Source organism: Pseudomonas sp. CFBP 13719, from assembly GCF_014842095.1.
GTDB lineage: Bacteria > Pseudomonadota > Gammaproteobacteria > Pseudomonadales > Pseudomonadaceae > Aquipseudomonas.
On sequence record NZ_JACYVB010000005.1, the window covers coordinates 58,405 to 77,116 of the forward strand.

Genomic DNA, 18,712 nt, shown 5'->3' on the forward strand with positions numbered 1-18,712 from the left:
TGAAATGAAGATTGTGAAAACTGCAAAGAAGGCTGCAAAATTCATGTGCGTTTCCATGCCTCTTTCGATCTTTGGGTGGCGCAGTATTTCAACGAACCACCAACATTTAAAAGACTTGGTGAACACGATCAGGAACCCGCATTGTCCTGTGTGCGACAAGGGGGTGATGTTCGTTCACAAAGACGCAGAACCAGACGAAAATGCGATTTACCCATGGACTTGTTCGGGTGGCTGTGGCTTCGGCGTTTTTACCAAGCGCGATCAAAACTCAATCAATGAGGTGCTGATTCCCCTTATTAGTAAAAAGGGTCGTGCCCGCCTCAATGGCATGAGTGAAGAAGAGCAGATGGGCTTGATTAAATCACACACACGACAATCTCGGATGTTTTGGGTATTAGCTGCGCTTTGTCCTTTGATCGCCTTGTACAGCCTCGCAACAGGCAGCATGGCGATGACCTGCATCAGCATCTTGTCGATGGCAGTGCCTTTCTCGATCCTTGCTATCAAGTGGAGCTATCGAGCTTGGCAGGTACTCACCGGAACGTTGTACGTCGAAGGCGCATTCAAGCAGTTTGTGAAGCGTGGGCTTTGGCTTCCAGGGGTGGAGGCATGATTGCGCATAAGTTTGTCCAAGGCGAACTGGTGATCTTAGATTCAGCCTATTGGGCGGCACTGGAATACGCTGCCGATCAGTTTTTGGCTCGTGAGGCCGCGTCTCGAAAATCCCGCCGAGACAATGCCATCCGCTCCGCTCGGGCCAAAGGGGCCTTGCCCCTCTGGACGCCCAAGTCTGCCTTGCGACGCGGCGGGAAGGTGATGGGAAGAGCGCCCATCACCTTCCTTGCATAGGCTTGGGTCGTTCCAACCGCATCAAGGGTGAAGGCTTCGCCCCGGCGCTCCGTTCGACGGGCAAGCCCGACGAGCCGGTGCGGCGGCCCTTGACCCGGCTTTCACTCAGAACAGATATGCTCAGTCCTTAAAGCTATTCGAAAACTGGATAACGCCGAAGTAGAATCATGAGTTTAATTTAGATGAGAAAGGGCTAAGCGACGCCTTACCGATAATCTTGCCACTAAAGTGGTCAGTCATCGTGCTCGAAAATAAATCGGCGACAACTTGAGGGTTGAATTCTAGTGAGTGCTCGAATAGGACAGCATCATGCATAGGAACTTTTAAGCCTGCCCCCGCCTCGTCCCGAAGTTTCATCAAGGATTTCTTGAAAATTAAAGACGCTGTACCTTGCACTAACTGGCTCACAGCAGATCGCTTTTCTTTGTCTGTTAGAGGATCCGTTCGATCTCGCTTGAGGTAATTACCTAGTACTGTGCCGATTCTCTGATCTGTACCAAATGAATCATGGACGGAAATTTTCCACTCTTCAAATTTGCAGAATTGCTTGAAAAAGGCTTTGGTTGCACGCCGATCAGCGCCATACCCGAAAGCTGCATCTATTAGATGTCTATTTTTCATACCATAGGCGTAAGAGAGGAAAAGCCGTTTGGCTTCTTTTCGCCGGCCCTCACCTTCAAATATATCCTTGGCCACCTGCTTATAAAGGTCGCCATCCGCATACAATTCTAACAACTTCTCGTCGCCGGATAAAGCAGCCATAATTCCCGCTTCATATTGCTCATAGTCCACATAAGAAAAAGCGCGGCCTTCATCGGGAACAAGTATATCTCTATGATGCTTTGCTAGATTTTGCAGAGACGGATCTTTAAAGTAAATTCTCGATGTAATGGAGCCGAAGCAATCAACTATGGGATAAATTCTTTTTTGGCTCAGCGGGATAGCGTTGAGAACACTTCGAGATTTTGCGATTTTTCTCAATTTTAGGAGATCGATCGCGAAGTTATCATTCATCGGAACAAAGTTGAGTACATACTCAACATCTACGCCCAAAAAATCGTAACCCATAGGTTCAAGCCGGCGAATTATGTCGTCATTTGATGGCAGCTCAAGGGGTACGTCGTATTTTGCGGAGAACTGCTTCAGAGCCATATAATAATCGAACTCGATATTCTCTTTATGAATCCGAAGCCTTGTCGTGTCAATTGCAATTCCCGCCGCTGCGGAACTAATCAGGTAGTCAGCAACAGGGCGCTCCACTGTTGTATACCTTGCCCATTCATTATTATCTTTAGCAACTAATTCTGCCTTCACCGATAGATTGAATAGAGCTTCCCCAATCGTCTGCAATATAACCTCGTCAATTGGAGATTTTTTCTGAAATATATCAATGTATGATTTAATCACCTCGCTATCAGCGAAATCTTGAAGCGCACTCGAAATATCTATTTTTTCTCGTTTTTCACGATCACCCTTTACGCCTGAGGACATTATTCTAAGTTCCTCCAAATCGGTTACAGTTTTCGGCAATCTACGAGCAGACGCAAATATCCTTGGAGCTATCAGCCAATAATCATGGCAAACTATTTCAGCTTCTTCGAGCACCAATTGCTGAATAGTAACACTACTCAGCGTGCTATCTCCCCAAAAGAAAAACTTATCATTTCCTGAGTCAGTATAATCCCGGACAAACATAAGCACTTTCTTTGCTCTAATCATAGGGAGTTATTTCTTCATATAGGTCTAGTGGGCTTCGCGGCTCCCTATCAAGAAGAGGCAAGCCATTATTATAGTGTGATCGAGCTCGATCAACTGTCCCCTTGAGTTTAATGGATAACTCAGGGATCAGTGGCTTAAGGGTATCCCTATCTAGGTCACTAGTTGCCAGTAGAAAATTTCGCTGATGGTAATAGGGCCAGGCTGAGCTGAACCTTTCTATCAGCGGCACTAGCAACACACTCTTGCCTACGCAGCGAAGATATATAAATATTGCGGGAATTTCGGGCTGGAGTAGGTCAAGGCGAATCCGATCAAGTGCAAGTTCTATCAGGCTTTCAGACTTATACAATTTTTTTGAAAGCAGCAACCACAGATGGAAATTTTGCCAAGAGTGTATAGATTTTTCATAATCACTAAGGTGCTGGGAAATCTGATCTAGATCATTCTCATTGAGTGCTAACACTCCGAGTATTCTGCAATACTGATCTGTTGATGCAGCATGTTCTTCCAACGTTTCAATTAGCAATTTTTTGAGATCTGTAGCTACAGAGTTATGGACGTCAAACAGGTTTGATTCAGCTAATTGTATGAGTCTGTTCACAGCAAACCGAAACTGTCGGGACTGCGTCTGCCTATTATCTATACATTCCTTTAGAAGATCGTAAATATATTTTGCAGAGCGAGCGATGACTCTTCGACTCCTAGAGCGCCACATGGTATCAATCGTCATGGTGCGATCATCGGTTGTGGGAAAGTGCTCTGCTATTTCCGTGTCTGAATTATCCTTAGTAAGTATTATAGTCTTTCCGGAGTTGATATTCATACCGACCGTTCGGAGCTGACTAATGAGCTCCGTTAGAACTTTTTTCGCGGAGCGCGGTGATGTGCATATTATTCTAATATCATCCACATAGCGGTAATAGTCATGCCCCATTGTGACCATGGCCTGGTCAACAGAATTAAGCACAATGTTAGCGACGAAGGATGATGCATCTCTATTTTGGGGAAGCCCATGAAGGTCATCATAGCTCCATCTAGCTAAAAGCTCACACAGCGTATGTATAGCGTTTCGTATCAAAGATTTTTCTGGACCTGTCGCGTTAACTTTCGGCAATAGCTCTTCGAATGCGCTTTTTATCGAAGCAACAGTAATATTTTCATAATAATTCAACAGATCAGTGACCAGTAGGCTCTGATTGTTTTTTAGCGCCGTCTTTGTTACCCCCTCAAAGGTTTTCCAAAGCTCAATCCTGCTTTTAAATATGTATCGCTCGGATGTTCTGTGCTTATTATAGCGATGACTCAAAACCCGATGGGAGAGTAAGGGATCGAAAAAAGGCATCAAATAGGAGCAGATTGCTTGGTATATGAATCGATCATAAAAATCCGTCTCTAATGAGTATCGGATTCCGAGCCCTTTTTTGGGTATGTCATAAATCTTTCTATCGCCTCCCAAATATCTACCGTTATCAGCTGACAACAGCATTCTCAAAGTATCACTAAGCGATGATTTATTCTCAAATAAATCTCGATGCTGGATCGCATCTACGAACCAGTCACTTCTCATATCCTGGTTCAGATGCTGTAGCACGGCTTCTGTATTTATGGTAAATGCCAACAGTTCAAAGCTCTCAATTTTTGTCTTAGCTCTGAGGTGTCGAGCGTTACACTCATCAACTAGTTTTGAGAGCTTCGAGCGAACAGACTTTCCTCTGACAAGTGAGTCATTATTTGCAATTGAACTTATCAGGTCATCAATTTTTTTGATTAAAGAATTAGCATCTTCTGGAATAGAGGATTGGTCGACCATTTTAATCTCCTTGATTCCATCTCGTAGTCATGACCGTTCCGTGTCTCTGCCATGCCCGTATAGTGAAGCGAGACAGGAGAGCTTTTGACGATGAGTAGCATCGCGTTTAATCAGGCATCTAAAAATCTTCCATAAAGATGGCTATGATGGCCACGAACCTCTGAATTGCCTCCGGACACCCCTATACCAGGATGTCCCCCTGGACCGGCGAGGACCTGCTGGTGCGTTCTGAGCCTCCAGGACGAGGCGGTAAACGACGCATGGCCACAGTCCGATGCCTCAACAATTGATTTTGCCGGGAAACCCACATTTTCGCACCATAATGCATTCACATCTGCGTCCGTCATCTCAGTCACGTAGCTAACCTCTGCACTAGGCCGTAGTAACAACCGGGAGGGTCAACCGTGCTTTAGCGATACTTTGTCCTTCCACGCGTCGACCACCGAGTGACGTGCGGACGCCTAATGGTTCGTCTGACGCGAATCAGCGGTTATCGGTCGATACTACATGGGAATGATTCGGTGCTATCTGGTGGCCGAATGAAGCAGAGAAGTGGCAGATGAGTATAAAATCGAGTACAAAATTGTCTTTTTATCAATTAATCGTTAATAAACAAGCACATAGACAGATATAGACGGTTTAACGTCTGAGCCGCCCCGCCACACCGCTTCACGCACATCTCAAAAGCCCCGTCATCGCCCTGCGATACGGGGCTTTTGCGTTCAGGCATCAGTCGTTGCCCAGTCCTCGATCCGAAGCCCAGGCACGCGCATGAACTCTTTTGTGTTGTTGCTAACCAGGATCAGCCCTCTGGAGCGAGCGTGTCCTGCGATCATGTGGTCGTAGGAGCCGATTGGCGTACCCAATCGAGCCAGCTCGGCACGCAACTGCCCAGTGTGAGCAGCGGCGCCGTTGTCGTAATCGAGCACCTCCAACCGCGCGGCGAAACTCTCCACCACTTCTAGATTGCGCTGAACGTGCAAGGATTTCTCGGCACCGTAGATCAGTTCCATCAGGGTGACGCTACTGATGCACATCTGGCCGTGGCTGCGCTTGAAGGCAGCACGAACGTGTTCGGGACGGTTCTTGATGGTGAAGATGCAGATGTTGGTATCGAGCATGAATTTCAGCATCAGAATCCGTCGCGCTCCTGGATGGCTGGCTGCTCTCGATCGAGCATGAAGTCGCTGGTCACACCTTCACCCTCGAACCAGCTATCCCATGACTCGCCGGCAGGGGTAAGGATGCGTGTCCGGCCGATGGCGACCACGTCGACTCGCTTGACGCCTTCGGGCAGCGCCAGCGCTTTGGGCAAACGAACGGCCTGGCTTTTGTTGCTCAAGAAGACAGAACCTTGCTCCATGGGTGTACCTCGCTTCAAATCGTGAATCTGCAGTCAATCGCCAGACAATGTATATACCTAATGGATATACATTTCAAATCAATGCGCGACATGTGATCGTCTGACGTACAACCAGACCTGTTAAAGATAGCGCATGGCCAGCCGACAACCTGTGGACCAGACACCTGCACGGCTTACCGCGCCCTGGTGACCACCCGCTGCCTTCAACCGCGCCGTAGTTCCCCCCAGCAGACGCCACCCCATGAACGAAAATTCCGATGTGATGTACAGGCTGCTCGTACAGGGCGTGGTGGACTATGCGATCTACATGCTCTCGCCGCAGGGCATCGTTTCGAATTGGAACGCCGGGGCGCAGCGCGCCAAGGGGTATCGTACGGAGGAGATCGTCGGGCAGCATTTTTCGTGCTTCTACACTTCCGAGGACCGTGCTCGGGGCTTGCCGGCGCAGAGCCTGGCGACGGCGCTGGAGGCGGGGCGCTTCGAATGCGAAGGCCAACGGGTGCGCAAGGACGGCACGCTGTTCTGGACCCATGTAGTGATCGAGCCCATCCATGACGACCGGGGCCAGTTGCTCGGCTTCGCCAAGGTCACGCGCGACATCAGCGAGAAGCGTGCGCGGGATTTGAGCCTGCTGGAAGCCAAGCGCCTGGCGGAAAGTCACAGCGCCGAGATGGCCTCGTTATCGATGTTTCTCGATTCGGTCATCGCCAATATTCCGTCCAGCGTGATCGTGCAGGACGCCGTCTCACGGCAGATCCTGTTGGTGAATCTGCAGGCTGAGCGGCTGTTCGGCAATGCCCGTGAGCAGATGATCGGTCGGCAATTGGAAGAGTGCCTGGCGCCGGCGTTGAGCGGTTATCTGCGCAGGTTGACCGACCAGTGCGTGCGTACCGAGGGGTTGCACCATGCCCAGAGCCAGCAGCACACCCTGCTAGGCCTGCGGACCTTGCGCAGCAAGACGGTGACCATACGCGGCAAGGAACTGGGCAGCAGTTACGTGTTGCTGATCGTGGAAGACATCACCGACGAAAACGCTGCCCAGGCGCGCATTCGCCACATGGCTCACCACGACAGCCTGACCGGGCTGCCCAATCGGGCGCTGTTCCGCCAACGTCTCGACGAGGCCTTGCGTGAAGACGCCAGCCGCGACCGCGTGACGGCGACCCTGTGCCTGGACCTGGACAACTTCAAGAACGTCAACGATGCCCTCGGCCATGAGTTCGGCGACCGTCTGCTGCGCGCCATCGCCACGCGCCTGCGCGACGTGCTGCGGGTCAAGGACACGTTGGCGCGCCTGGGCGGCGATGAGTTCGCGGTGATTCTGCCCGAACTCAAGAACGGTGAAGACGCTCAGCTCAGCGCGCAACGCCTGATCGACACGATCGAGCCGGCTTTCTTGATCGAGGGCCACAGCCTCTGCGTGGGCCTGAGCGTGGGCATTGCGCTGGCGTCTAGGGATCAGAACACGCCGGAGGAATTGCTGCGCTGCGCCGACATGGCCTTGTATGAGGCCAAGCGCAATGGCCGCCATCGCTACGAATACTTTCATCCACGCATGGATGCCTTGGCGCAGAAGCGCCGCACGGTGGAAAGCGATCTCCGTCAGGCCATCGTCGACAAACAGCTGCATCTGTATTACCAACCCATCATCGACAAGCGCGACACACGGATCATCGGCTATGAGGCGCTGATGCGTTGGCAGCATCCGCAACACGGCATGATCATGCCGCTGGACTTCATCGCCATCGCCGAAGAAACCGGGCTGATCCACGAGCTGGGTGCGCTGGCATTGCGCGAAGCCTGCCACGAAGCGCAACGCTGGCCGGGCGAGCTGACCGTGGCGGTCAACCTGTCGCCGGTGCAGTTTCGCAACAATGGCCTGGTGGAACTGGTACAGGCAGCGTTGAGCGAGTCGGGCCTGGACGCCGCACGGCTGGAACTGGAGATCACCGAATCGGTGCTGCTGGACAACAACCAGGCCAACATCAGTATCCTGCAGCGCTTGAAAGCCCTGGGTGTGCGCATCGCCCTGGACGATTTCGGCACCGGTTATTCGTCCCTCAGCTACTTGCGCGCATTTGCCTTCGACAAGATCAAGATCGACAAGTCATTCGTGCACGACATGGGTGACAGCAACGAGGCCATCGCCATCATCCGCGCAATCACCGGCATGGGCCGCAGCCTGCAGATGCAGGTCACGGCCGAGGGCGTGGAAAGCGACGAACAGTTCATGCGACTCAAGGCCGAAGGCTGCTCGCATTTCCAGGGCTACCTGTTCGGCCGTCCACAGCCGGCCGAGCATCGCGCCCGCTAGCGCTATCCTATACCGCCTTCTTGGTGCTCGGCAGCAGGATCGTCAGGATGCCGAACAAGGGCAGGAACGAGCACAGCCAGTACACGTACTCGATGCCGTGAATGTCCGCCAGATGGCCGAGCAGCGCCGCGCCGATGCCGCCGAAACCGAACATCAGGCCGAAAAATACCCCGGCGATCATGCCTACGTTGCCTGGCACCAATTCCTGCGCATACACCACGATGGCGGAAAATGCCGACGCCAGGATGAAGCCGATGACCACGCTCAGCACGCTGGTCCAGAACAGGTCGACATAGGGCAGCATCAGGGTGAACGGCGCCGACCCCAGGATGGAAAACCAGATCACCGCCTTGCGGCCGATCTTGTCGCCGATGGGCCCGCCGAAAAAGGTCCCGGCCGCCACTGCGCCGAGAAACAGGAACAGGTGCAACTGCGAACTGGCCACCGACAGGTCGAACTTCTCGATCAGGTAGAAGGTGAAGTAGCTGGTGAAGCTGGCCATGTAGAAATACTTGGAGAACACCAGCAGTGCCAGCACCACCAGCGCGGCCTTGACTCGCCCCTTGGACAGGCCGTGGCTGGCGCTCTGGCCGGCGCGCGCCTTGAACTGGTTGAGATGGCCACGGTACCAGCGGCTGATGGCATACAGCAGCGCCACGGCGAACACCGCGATCAGGCCGAACCAGGCCACATGCCCCTGCCCGAACGGAATGACGATGGCCGCCGCCAGCAGTGGACCGAACGCCGACCCGGTATTGCCGCCCACTTGGAAGGTGGATTGCGCCAGGCCGAAGCGACCACCGGAGGCCAGCCGCGCCACCCGTGAGGTTTCCGGGTGAAAGGTCGAGGAGCCAATGCCGATCAGCGCCGACGCCAGCAGAATCATCGGGAAGCTGCCGACCATGGACAGCAGCATGATGCCAATCAATGTGCAGACCATGCCGGCAGGCAACAGCAGTGGTTTGGGATGGCGATCGGTATAGAAGCCGATCCAGGGCTGCAGCAATGACGCGGTGACCTGGAAGGTCAGGGTGATCAGGCCCACCTGGGTGAAGGTCAGCCCGTAGCTGGCCTTGAGCATGGGATAGATCGACGGCAGCACCGCCTGGATCAGGTCGTTGACCAGGTGCGCGAGGGCGCAGGCACCCAGGATGCGCATCACCAGCGGACTGGTCTGTGCAGCGCCTGGCGCGGGGTTGGCGATTGTTGTGGGAGTGGCCATGGGGATTCCGTTGGCAGGCAGGCATGGCCGGACACTCTGCCATTTTGCGTGCGCCGTCGCCAGTTGCCGACGCAGGCGAATCAGGCACGGCGCAATGGCGCCAACGAATACAACTTCACCCGTGCGGTGATAAACTGGCGCCAGTCACTAAAAACCCATGAAGAATCGATAAAGTTCCAGAAACCCTCCGCATGAGGCATTGGGGTTTCGCCAGAATCAGGAGCGATCATGCCCAAAGTTTCCCACACGGCCCTGCGTCGCCAGTTCCGTGAGCTGCTTGCTTCAAAACAGTGTTATCACACCGCTTCGGTGTTCGATCCGATGTCTGCCCGCATTGCCGCCGACCTGGGCTTCGAGGTCGGTATTCTCGGCGGTTCGGTGGCGTCGCTGCAGGTGCTGGCGGCCCCCGACTTCGCCCTGATCACCCTGTCCGAGTTCGCCGAGCAGGCCACGCGCATCGGTCGTGTGGCGCAGTTGCCGGTGATTGCCGACGCCGACCACGGCTATGGCAACGCGCTGAACGTGATGCGTACCGTGGTCGAACTGGAACGCGCCGGCATCGGTGCCCTGACCATCGAGGATACCCTGCTGCCGGCGCAGTTCGGTCGCCGCTCCACCGACCTCATCTCGGTGGCCGAAGGGGTCGGCAAGATCCGCGCGGCGCTGGAAGCGCGGGTCGATCCCGAGTTGACCATCGTCGCCCGGACCCACGCCGGGGTGCTCTCGACCCAGGAAGTGATCAGCCGCACCCAGGCTTACCAGGCCGTTGGCGCCGATGGCATCTGCATGGTCGGCGTGAAGGACTTCGAGCATCTGGAACAGATTGCCGAAAACCTCAGTGTGCCGCTGATGCTGGTGACCTACGGCAACCCTGCGCTGCACGACGACGCACGCCTGGCGGCGTTGGGTGTGCGCGTGGTGGTGGACGGTCACGGCGCCTATTTTGCAGCGATCAAGGCGACCTACGACTCGCTGCGCGAACAGCGCCAGCAGTTCAGCAAGAGCACCGATCTGAGCGCCACCGAACTGACCCACACCTACACCCATCCGGAGAGCTACGTGAGCTGGGCCAAGGAATTCATGAACGTGAAGGAGTGACCGACGGGCCAGCCCCTCGGGAACATCATGCGGTCATGTGGGTCGGTTAAAAGGGAACCGCTGCAAGAGTGTGCAGCGGTTGCAGTGCCAGCAATCGAGCAACGTACGAAAACGCGACATTTTTAGTTGCTCTAAAGCCTTCCACGCCCTAAAGTTCGCGCCGACCGTCCATGCTGGAAACGATCCATCCGGCTCAAGTACTGACGACGAGACAACAGGCCATCGGAAAGCAGCTTTCCGTGGCCTTTTTGCTTTCGCCCGACATGCCTTGGGAAGTAGGCGAACCAAAGTGGGGATACGGAGGATGGTCATTTGAGCCCATTTATATTCACGACGTTTGCCACCAGGAGTCCCTAGCATGTCGATCAACGTCGAAGACTACTTCGCACCCGATACCTTCAACAAAATGAAGGCGTTCGCCGACAAGCAAGAAACCCCATTCGTAGTTATCGATACCGCCATGATCAGCAAGGCCTACGATGACCTGCGCGCCGGTTTCGAATTTGCCAAGGTGTATTACGCGGTCAAGGCCAACCCGGCCGTGGAAATCATCGACCTGCTGCGCGACAAAGGCTCGAGCTTCGACATTGCCTCGATCTACGAGCTGGACAAGGTCATGAACCAGGGCGTGGGGCCGGAGCGCATCAGCTACGGCAACACCATCAAGAAGTCCAAGGACATCCGCTACTTCTACGACAAGGGCGTGCGCCTGTACGCCACCGACTCCGAAGCCGACCTGCGCAACATCGCCAAGGCCGCGCCGGGCTCGAAGGTCTACGTACGGATCCTTACCGAAGGCTCGACCACGGCCGACTGGCCGCTGTCGCGCAAGTTCGGCTGCCAGACCGACATGGCCATGGACCTGTTGATCCTGGCGCGCGACCTGGGTCTGGTGCCGTACGGCATCTCCTTCCACGTGGGCTCGCAGCAGCGTGACATCAGCGTCTGGGACGCGGCGATCGCCAAGGTCAAGGTGATCTTCGAACGCCTCAAGGAAGAAGACGGCATCGTTCTCAAGCTGATCAACATGGGCGGTGGCTTCCCGGCCAACTACATCACCCGCACCAACAGCCTGGAAACCTATGCCGAGGAAATCATCCGTTTCCTCAAGGAAGACTTCGGTGACGAACTGCCGGAAATCATCCTCGAACCGGGCCGTTCGCTGATCGCCAACGCTGGCATTCTGGTCAGTGAAGTGGTGCTGGTGGCGCGCAAGTCGCGTACCGCGGTAGAGCGCTGGGTGTACACCGACGTGGGCAAGTTCAGCGGGCTGATCGAAACCATGGACGAATCCATCAAGTTCCCGATCTGGACCGAGAAGAAAGGCGAGATGGAAGAGGTGGTGATCGCTGGGCCAACCTGCGACAGCGCCGACATCATGTACGAGCACTACAAGTACGGCCTGCCGTTGAACCTGGCCATCGGCGACCGCCTGTACTGGCTGTCCACCGGTGCCTACACCACCAGCTACAGCGCGGTGGAATTCAACGGCTTCCCGCCTTTGAAATCGTTCTACGTCTGAATGCACCTGAGGCTTGCGGGCAGCCTTGGGGCTGCCCGTGACTCTACTGCTCCAGCGCTTGCAAGCGCTGTGCGTAGAGGCTGGCCATCGCCCTGATGGCCGGCTGTCTGGCCTGCTCCAGCACCTTCATGCTGCTGCGCAGGAAATTTGCATTCCCTCCGTCAAGCGCCCGCTGCAGCCAGATCAGTGCGGTATCGACGTCGCCCTCCTCTGCCAGCATCGCGGCATGGCTGAACTGCCCGCGGAAGTCTCCTGCCTGCGCTGAACGCATGTACCAGACCTGCGGCCTGGGCAGATCGGCGCCCGCCACCAGCCCCTGTTCCAGGTAACGGCCTACCAGATTCATGGATTTGGCGTGGCCCATGGTGGCCGCCTGCAGATAGCAGGCGAACGCTCGTGGGTGGTCGAGTGCCACGCCGCGTCCAGTACCCAGCAGATTGGCCAAGTTGTACAGGCCCCAATCGAGCCCGGCCCGTGCAGCGTGCAGGTAATGGCCGACAGCACGTTCGGCACTGGCCTCGCAGCCCCAACCGTGTTCGTGGCAGCGGCCGAGCATGTTGTGCGCCATGGCATGGCCCCGGCGGGCCGCGATGGCAAACCATTTCAGTGCAAGCACCGCATCGCGTTCGATACCGCGGCCGTCGAGCAGAATCTGCCCAAGCAGCGCCTGGGCATCGACCACGCCCTGCCCTGCGGCGATCACCAGCGCCTGGGCAGCCTTGCGCGGTTCGGCAGCGAGCATCGCCTGCAGTTGTTCGTTGTCCAGCACCTCAAGGCGGCGCAGGCTGAAGTCGGCATTCATACATCCACCCAGCGCCGCAGCAGGTTGTGGTAGGTGCCGGTGAGTTGAATCAGCGAGGGGTGCTCGGGGACGTCGCGGCTCAACTGCTGGATTGCCCCGTCCATCTCGAACAGTAGCGCCCGCTGGCTGTCTTCGCGCACCAGGCTTTGCGTCCAGAAGAACGACGCGAAGCGCGCGCCGCGGCTGACCGCACGCACCTTGTGCAGGCTGGTGGCCGGGTACAGCAGCAGGTCTCCGGCCGGCAGCTTGACTTCACGGGTGCCGAAGGTGTCCTGGATCACCAGTTCGCCGCCGTCGTAGTCCTGCGGGTCGCTGAAGAACAGGGTCGAGGACAGGTCAGTGCGTACGCGCTCGATACTGCCCTTGGCCTGGCGTACCGCATTGTCGATGTGAAAATCGAAACTTCCGCCTGCGGTGTAGCAGTTGATCAGCGGTGGAAACACCTTGTTCGGCAATGCCGCCGACATGAACAACGGGTTGGCCCAAAGTCGTTCGAGCAGCGCTGCGCCGATCTCCATCGCCAGCGGATGGCCTTCGGGCAGTTGCAGGTTGTGCTTGGCCTTGGCCGACTGATGGCCTGCCGTCATCCGCCCATCCGCCCAATCGGCCTGTTCCAGGGCCTGACGAATGCGCAGCACTTCGTCACGCGCGAACAATCCGGGAATGTGTAGGAGCATGGAAAGTCACCGCAAGCCGAGGGGCAGCAATGGTATTGATTCCCATTGCCGGAACACAAGCGCGTATGTCCAGGAACGCAGACAAACAGCCGACGAAATTGTAAAGAATGTAAACGGCTCTCGAATAGCAATATTTCGCAATTGCTACAAATATGCAGTTACATTATGCTCCGCCGCCTCATAACCTTGGGGAAGGTTTCTACCATGACGCGCCAACACCACTTCATTCCTGTCTCATCGCCACGGCTGCTGGCCTCTGCCATCGGCATGGCCCTGGGCGCTACCTGCGCCGCGCCAACGGCACAGGCCGCGCCGGCCAACGAGGCCAAGGGCGCTTCGGTATCGCTCGGCGCCACCAGCATCACCGGCGACGCTCAGGAGCCGACGTCCTATCAGGTCGAGCGCGCCTCGTCCGCCAAGTACACCGCGCCGCTGGTCGATACGCCGCGCTCGGTGACCGTGGTGCCGCAACAGGTGATCAAGGACACCGGCGCGCTCAATCTGCAGGACGCCTTGCGTACGGTACCGGGCATCACCTTCGGCGCCGGCGAAGGCGGTAACCCGCAGGGCGACCGACCCTTCATTCGCGGTTTCGATGCACAGGGTGACACTTACCTGGACGGCGTACGCGATGCCGGCGCGCAAAGCCGGGAAATCTTTGCCGTGGAATCCATCGAGGTCAGCAAAGGCCCCAACTCGGCCATCGGCGGCCGTGGCGCTGCGGGCGGCACCATCAACCTGGTGAGCAAGAAAGCGCATCTGGGCGACTCACTGGATGGCGGTTTCACCTGGGGCTCGGACCAGACCCAGCGTTATACCCTGGATGGCAACTACCAATTCAGCGACAGCGCCGCCGGGCGACTCAACCTGATGAGCCACCAGAGCAACGTGGCCGGCCGCGACCAGGTCGACTACGACCGCTGGGGCATTGCCCCGTCGCTGGCCTTCGGCCTGGGCACCGAGACGCGGATCTTCCTCGACTATTACCACCTGGAGAGCGACGACCTGCCCGACTCGGGCATTCCCTACAGCATTCCGGCGGCGGGCAACGCCGGCCGCACCTCGGCCAATCCGGACAAGCCTGAGGACGGCGGCAGGAGCAACAACTTCTATGGCCTGAGCGACCGTGACTTCCGCAAGACGCGCAGCGACATCGCCACCTTCGCCATCGAGCACGACCTCACCGACGCGTTGACCGTGAAGAACACCCTGCGCCATGGCAACACCATGCAGGACTACATCCTCACCCAGCCAGACGACAGCCAGCGCAACGTCAACAACGGCAGTGTCTGGCGCCGCGCCAACAGCCGCGTCGGCAACACCGCGACCACCACCAACCAGACCGATCTGTTCGGTGATTTCTACCTCGGCGGGTTGAAGAACAGCTTCTCCACCGGCATCGAATTCAGCCGCGAAGACAGTGACCGCAGTTCCTACACCGTCAACACCGACACCACGCCGCGCACCGCCGGCGCAAGCACCAACTGCACACCTGGCAGCATCGTTTCCAGCGGCTACAACTGCACGTCGCTGGCCAACCCCAATCCGGACGACCCGTGGAGCGGCGCCATTGCCCGCAACTACGCCGGTACCGACACCTCGAGCAAAACGCGGGCGATCTACGTGTTCGACACGCTGGAGTTGAGTCCGCAATGGCAGGTGAACGCCGGCCTGCGCTACGACCACTTCGAAACCGACTACCGCACCTTCACCGCCGCCGGTGCCACCACGGCCAAGAGCAAGGACACCAGCGAATTCGTCACTGGCCAACTGGGGCTGGTGTGGAAACCCGCCGAGAACGGCAGCGTGTACGTGTCCTACGCCACCTCCGCCACCCCACCCGGTTCGCTGGTGGGCGAAGGCATGGAAGGCAACCCGCTGGGCGGCGCACCGGATCGCGCAGGCAACCTGCTGAGCAGTGATCTTGAGCCCGAAGAAACCACCAACTACGAAGTCGGCACCAAATGGGACCTGCTCGATCAGCGCCTGTCGCTGACCGCCGCACTGTTTCGCACCGAGAAAGAAAACACCCGCGTGCAGACCAGCACCTTTGCCTACGAGAACGCCGGCAAGACCCGCGTCGATGGCCTGGAGTTGTCGGCGTCCGGCAAGCTTACCGAGCAATGGCAGGTGTTCGCCGGCTACAGCTACCTGCAGGCGCGCGTGGTCGACAACGGCCCGCTGGGCGCGGCCAACGACGGCAATCAGATGCCCAACACGCCGAACAACAGCGCCAGCCTGTGGACCACCTATAACCTGACGCCCAAGCTGACCATCGGCGGCGGCGCATTCTATGTCGACGACGTGTTCGGCAATGTCGCCAACACCACCATGGTCGACAGCTACGTGCGCCTGGATGCCATGGCCAGCTACAAGATCAACAAGCATTTCGACGTGCAGTTGAACGTGCAGAACCTGGCCGACAAGACCTACTACGACAAGGCGTTCAGCACCCATTTCGCCAATCAGGCGGCGGGACGGACGGCGCTGCTGAGCACCAACTTCCACTTCTAGCCACTGCGCGTCGGTTGCTGCGCCCCGCTCGTTTCGACGACGCGGGGCGTTTCACGTCGCAACGGCAATGATCAGAATCGGTGCGCCTGAGACTGATTCTCAGCCAGTGCTGCATAATGCCGTCTGCCCTCCTTTCGATCGGCCCGCTCAAGGTGATTCGTGTTCAAGAACGTCCTCTTCCAGTTGCACTGGTTTTTCGGCATCACCGGCGGCCTGGTGCTGGCCCTGATGGGTATCACCGGAGCCAGCTATTCGTTCGAGGATGAAATCCTGCGCGCGCTCAATCCGCAGACCCTGAACGTGCAGATTCGCGATAGCGGCATCCTCCCTGCCGCGCAGCTGGTGGACATCCTCGAGCAGCGGCAAGGCAGCAAGGTTGCCGCATTGCGCGTGGATCTGGTCGACGGCAGCGCCGCACGGGTGTCGTTCACCCCGCCGCCAGGGCAACGTCGAGGGCCTTCGGCCTATTTCGATCCGTACACCGGGGAGTTGCAGGGCGAAGTGGTCGGCGAAGGCTTCTTCGACTTGATGCTGGATCTGCATCGCTTCCTGGCCATGGGCGCGACGGGCCGGCAGATCACCGCCGCCTGTACCTTGATGCTGGTGTTCTTCTGTCTTTCCGGCCTGTATCTGCGCTGGCCGCGCAAGGCGCTGCAATGGCGCACCTGGCTGACCCTGGACTGGGCCAAGAAGGGTCGCGCCTTCAATTGGGACCTGCATGCGGTGTTCGGCACCTGGTGCCTGCTGTTCTACCTGCTGGCGGCCCTGACCGGCCTGACCTGGTCTTACCAGTGGTTCGGCAACGCAGTGAACAGAATGCTCTCCGACAACCCCGCCGCCCAGCGCATGGAGCGGCGTACCGCGTCTTCTGCCGATGTGGCGCCCAAAGTCGATTACGACGCGCTGTGGGCCAGCATCCAGGGCGCGGTCGGCCCCCGGTTGAGCGTGGTCAACATGCGTATTCCGGGCAATGTCGGGCTGCCGGCGACGGTGTTCTACCTGCGCACGGATTCGCCCCATGATCGTGCCTTCGGCCTGCTCAGCCTCGACCCCGCTACCGGTCAGGTCAAGGACATCCAGCGCTATGAGGACAAGTCGCTGAAGGCGCAACTGCTGACCAGCATCTACGCCCTGCATGTGGGCAGTTATTTTGGCCTGGGCGGTCGTATCCTGATGATGCTGGCGAGCCTGACGATGCCGTTGTTCCTCATTACAGGCTGGCTGCTGTACCTGGATCGACGTCGCAAGAAGCGCCAGGTGCGGCTGGCTCGCGGCGCATTGCATGAGCAGGACGAGGCGTCGGCCGGCTGGTTGATCGGGTTCGCCAGCCAGAGCGGTTTCGCCGAGCAACTGGCGTGGCAAACCGCCGGGCAACTGCAGTCGGCTGGGCAAAACGTGCGTGTCCGCGCCTTGGGCGAGGTGGATGAATCGCAGCTGCAGCAGGCCGACAAGGCGTTGTTCGTGGTCAGCACGTTCGGCGACGGCGAGGCACCCGACACCGCGCGCGGGTTCGAGCGCAAGGTGCTCGGCAGTGCCTGTGCCCTGCCCGGCTTGCGCTACGCGGTGCTGGCACTGGGCGACCGGCAATACCAGCAGTTCTGTGGCTTTGCTCATCGTCTGGACCAATGGCTCGATGCCCGTGGCGCCCAGCCGCTGTTTGCCTCGATCGAGGTCGACAACGCCGACCCGGCAGCCTTGCAGCACTGGCAGCAGCAATTGAGCGGGCTGACCGGGGGCGTCGCCCAGGCCGTGTGGCAGGCACCGGTGTTCAGCCCGTGGACCTTGATCGAACGCCAACTGCTGAATCCGGGGAGTGAAGGCGCGGCGGTCTATCGCATTGCCTTGCACAATGATGGCGACGCCCAATGGCAGGCTGGCGATCTGGTCGACGTGCTGCCGCGCAACAGCTGCGCGGCCATCGACCAGTGTTTGTCGGGGCTGGGGCTGCAAGCGTCAGCCATGGTTGCGGTCGATGGTCTGCAAGAGCCGCTTGGCCAGGCGTTGGCCAGTCGTCAGCTGCCGGCCAGTCGCGGGCACCTGGTCGGTCTGCATGCACAGGCGCTGGTGGATGCGCTGATACCCATCGCTGCACGTGAGTATTCCATTGCTTCGCTGCCCAGCGACGGCCGGCTGGAATTGATCGTGCGCCAGGAGCGCCACGTCGACGGCAGCCTCGGGCTGGGCTCGGGATGGCTGACCGAACACGCCCAGCTGCACGGCGCGGTCAGCCTGCGCTTGCGGCGCAACGCCGGCTTTCATCTACCGCAGGAACCGGTACCGGTGATTCTACTGGGCAACGGCACGGGGCTGGCCGGGTTGCGCAGCTTGCTCAAGGGCCGCATTGAACAAGGTCAGCGGCGCAATTGGTTACTGTTCGGCGAACGTAACCGGAACCATGATTTCCTGTGCGCGGATGAGTTGCTGGGGTGGCTGGCAAGCGGTGACCTGGCGCGGCTGGATCTGGCGTTTTCGCGCGATCAGGCGCACAAGGTGTACGTGCAGGATCGGTTGCGCGAGGCGGGAGAGGTGTTGCTGCAGTGGGTGGAGGATGGCGCAGTGATCTATGTGTGCGGCAGCCTGCAGGGGATGGCCAGCGGCGTGGATGAAGTGCTGACGCAGATACTGGGCCGCGAACGCCTGGACGACCTGATCGAAACCGGCCGCTACCGCCGCGACGTCTACTGAACCATCGCGTATACCGCCGACGCGGCTCGCGCCGCTGCTACAGGGGGTTACGGTGTGTCAACCTCACCGCGATGAAACCGCACACCGCGTGCGGTGTGCCCGCCCCATCCAGGCTGATCGCGCCCCCTGTAGCAGCG

At 57.9% G+C, this 18,712-nt stretch carries 13 protein-coding genes; 6 read left to right on the top strand and 7 right to left on the bottom strand.

Going from position 1 to position 18,712, the window contains the following annotated elements:
• Positions 1 to 4: 4 nt before the first annotated feature.
• Positions 5 to 613 carry a hypothetical protein gene (locus IFT57_RS16685; protein WP_192152099.1) on the top strand — a complete coding sequence of 203 codons (609 nt, stop codon included), beginning with the start codon at positions 5 to 7 and terminating at the stop codon, positions 611 to 613.
• 401 nt (positions 614 to 1,014) lie between these two features.
• Here IFT57_RS16685 and IFT57_RS16690 read toward each other — a convergent pair whose 3' ends face one another.
• From IFT57_RS16690 to vapB, 4 genes are all read right to left on the bottom strand, one after another.
• Complete coding sequence (locus IFT57_RS16690; RefSeq protein ID WP_244657360.1) at positions 1,015 to 2,544, bottom strand: DNA polymerase; 1,530 nt, start codon at positions 2,542 to 2,544, stop codon at positions 1,015 to 1,017.
• Between the two features lie 16 nt (positions 2,545 to 2,560).
• Complete coding sequence (locus tag IFT57_RS16695; protein ID WP_192152101.1) at positions 2,561 to 4,378, bottom strand: RNA-directed DNA polymerase; 1,818 nt, start codon at positions 4,376 to 4,378, stop codon at positions 2,561 to 2,563.
• A 722-nt stretch (positions 4,379 to 5,100) separates the two neighbouring features.
• Positions 5,101 to 5,511, bottom strand: coding sequence for a type II toxin-antitoxin system tRNA(fMet)-specific endonuclease VapC (vapC, locus tag IFT57_RS16700; protein WP_192152102.1), 411 nt, complete (start codon positions 5,509 to 5,511; stop codon positions 5,101 to 5,103).
• On the bottom strand, positions 5,511 to 5,741 hold the full coding sequence (vapB, locus tag IFT57_RS16705) for a type II toxin-antitoxin system VapB family antitoxin (RefSeq protein WP_192048549.1): 231 nt from the start codon (positions 5,739 to 5,741) through the stop codon (positions 5,511 to 5,513). The genes vapC and vapB overlap by 1 nt, the downstream gene beginning before the upstream one ends.
• A gap of 241 nt (positions 5,742 to 5,982) precedes the next feature.
• On the opposite strand from vapB, the gene IFT57_RS16710 reads away from it, so the two are divergent.
• Positions 5,983 to 8,055 carry a putative bifunctional diguanylate cyclase/phosphodiesterase gene (locus IFT57_RS16710; RefSeq protein ID WP_192152103.1) on the top strand — a complete coding sequence of 691 codons (2,073 nt, stop codon included), beginning with the start codon at positions 5,983 to 5,985 and terminating at the stop codon, positions 8,053 to 8,055.
• A 7-nt stretch (positions 8,056 to 8,062) separates the two neighbouring features.
• On the opposite strand, the gene IFT57_RS16715 is transcribed toward IFT57_RS16710, so the two are convergent.
• A complete protein-coding gene (locus tag IFT57_RS16715; protein WP_192152104.1) occupies positions 8,063 to 9,277 on the bottom strand; it encodes an MFS transporter in 1,215 nt (404 codons plus the stop codon).
• 228 nt (positions 9,278 to 9,505) lie between these two features.
• Here IFT57_RS16715 and IFT57_RS16720 point away from each other — a divergent pair, with 228 nt between their 5' ends.
• Positions 9,506 to 10,375 (top strand): isocitrate lyase/PEP mutase family protein, encoded by an 870-nt coding sequence (locus tag IFT57_RS16720; protein ID WP_192152105.1) that lies wholly within the window; start codon positions 9,506 to 9,508, stop codon positions 10,373 to 10,375.
• A 358-nt stretch (positions 10,376 to 10,733) separates the two neighbouring features.
• Complete coding sequence (locus IFT57_RS16725; protein ID WP_122715155.1) at positions 10,734 to 11,897, top strand: type III PLP-dependent enzyme; 1,164 nt, start codon at positions 10,734 to 10,736, stop codon at positions 11,895 to 11,897.
• A gap of 43 nt (positions 11,898 to 11,940) precedes the next feature.
• Here the strand turns inward: IFT57_RS16725 and IFT57_RS16730 are convergent, their stop codons facing one another.
• Both IFT57_RS16730 and IFT57_RS16735 read right to left on the bottom strand, forming a co-directional pair.
• Complete coding sequence (locus IFT57_RS16730; RefSeq protein ID WP_192152106.1) at positions 11,941 to 12,699, bottom strand: tetratricopeptide repeat protein; 759 nt, start codon at positions 12,697 to 12,699, stop codon at positions 11,941 to 11,943.
• Positions 12,696 to 13,376: a Fe2+-dependent dioxygenase gene (locus tag IFT57_RS16735; RefSeq protein ID WP_122475247.1), complete on the bottom strand. Its 681-nt coding sequence runs from the start codon at positions 13,374 to 13,376 to the stop codon at positions 12,696 to 12,698. The genes IFT57_RS16730 and IFT57_RS16735 overlap by 4 nt, the downstream gene beginning before the upstream one ends.
• A gap of 204 nt (positions 13,377 to 13,580) precedes the next feature.
• Between IFT57_RS16735 and IFT57_RS16740 the strand changes: the two genes are divergently transcribed.
• On the top strand, positions 13,581 to 15,890 hold the full coding sequence (locus tag IFT57_RS16740) for a TonB-dependent receptor (RefSeq protein ID WP_192152107.1): 2,310 nt from the start codon (positions 13,581 to 13,583) through the stop codon (positions 15,888 to 15,890).
• Positions 15,891 to 16,049: 159 nt separating this feature from the next.
• Positions 16,050 to 18,575: a PepSY domain-containing protein gene (locus IFT57_RS16745; protein ID WP_192152108.1), complete on the top strand. Its 2,526-nt coding sequence runs from the start codon at positions 16,050 to 16,052 to the stop codon at positions 18,573 to 18,575.
• Positions 18,576 to 18,712: the final 137 nt, after the last annotated feature.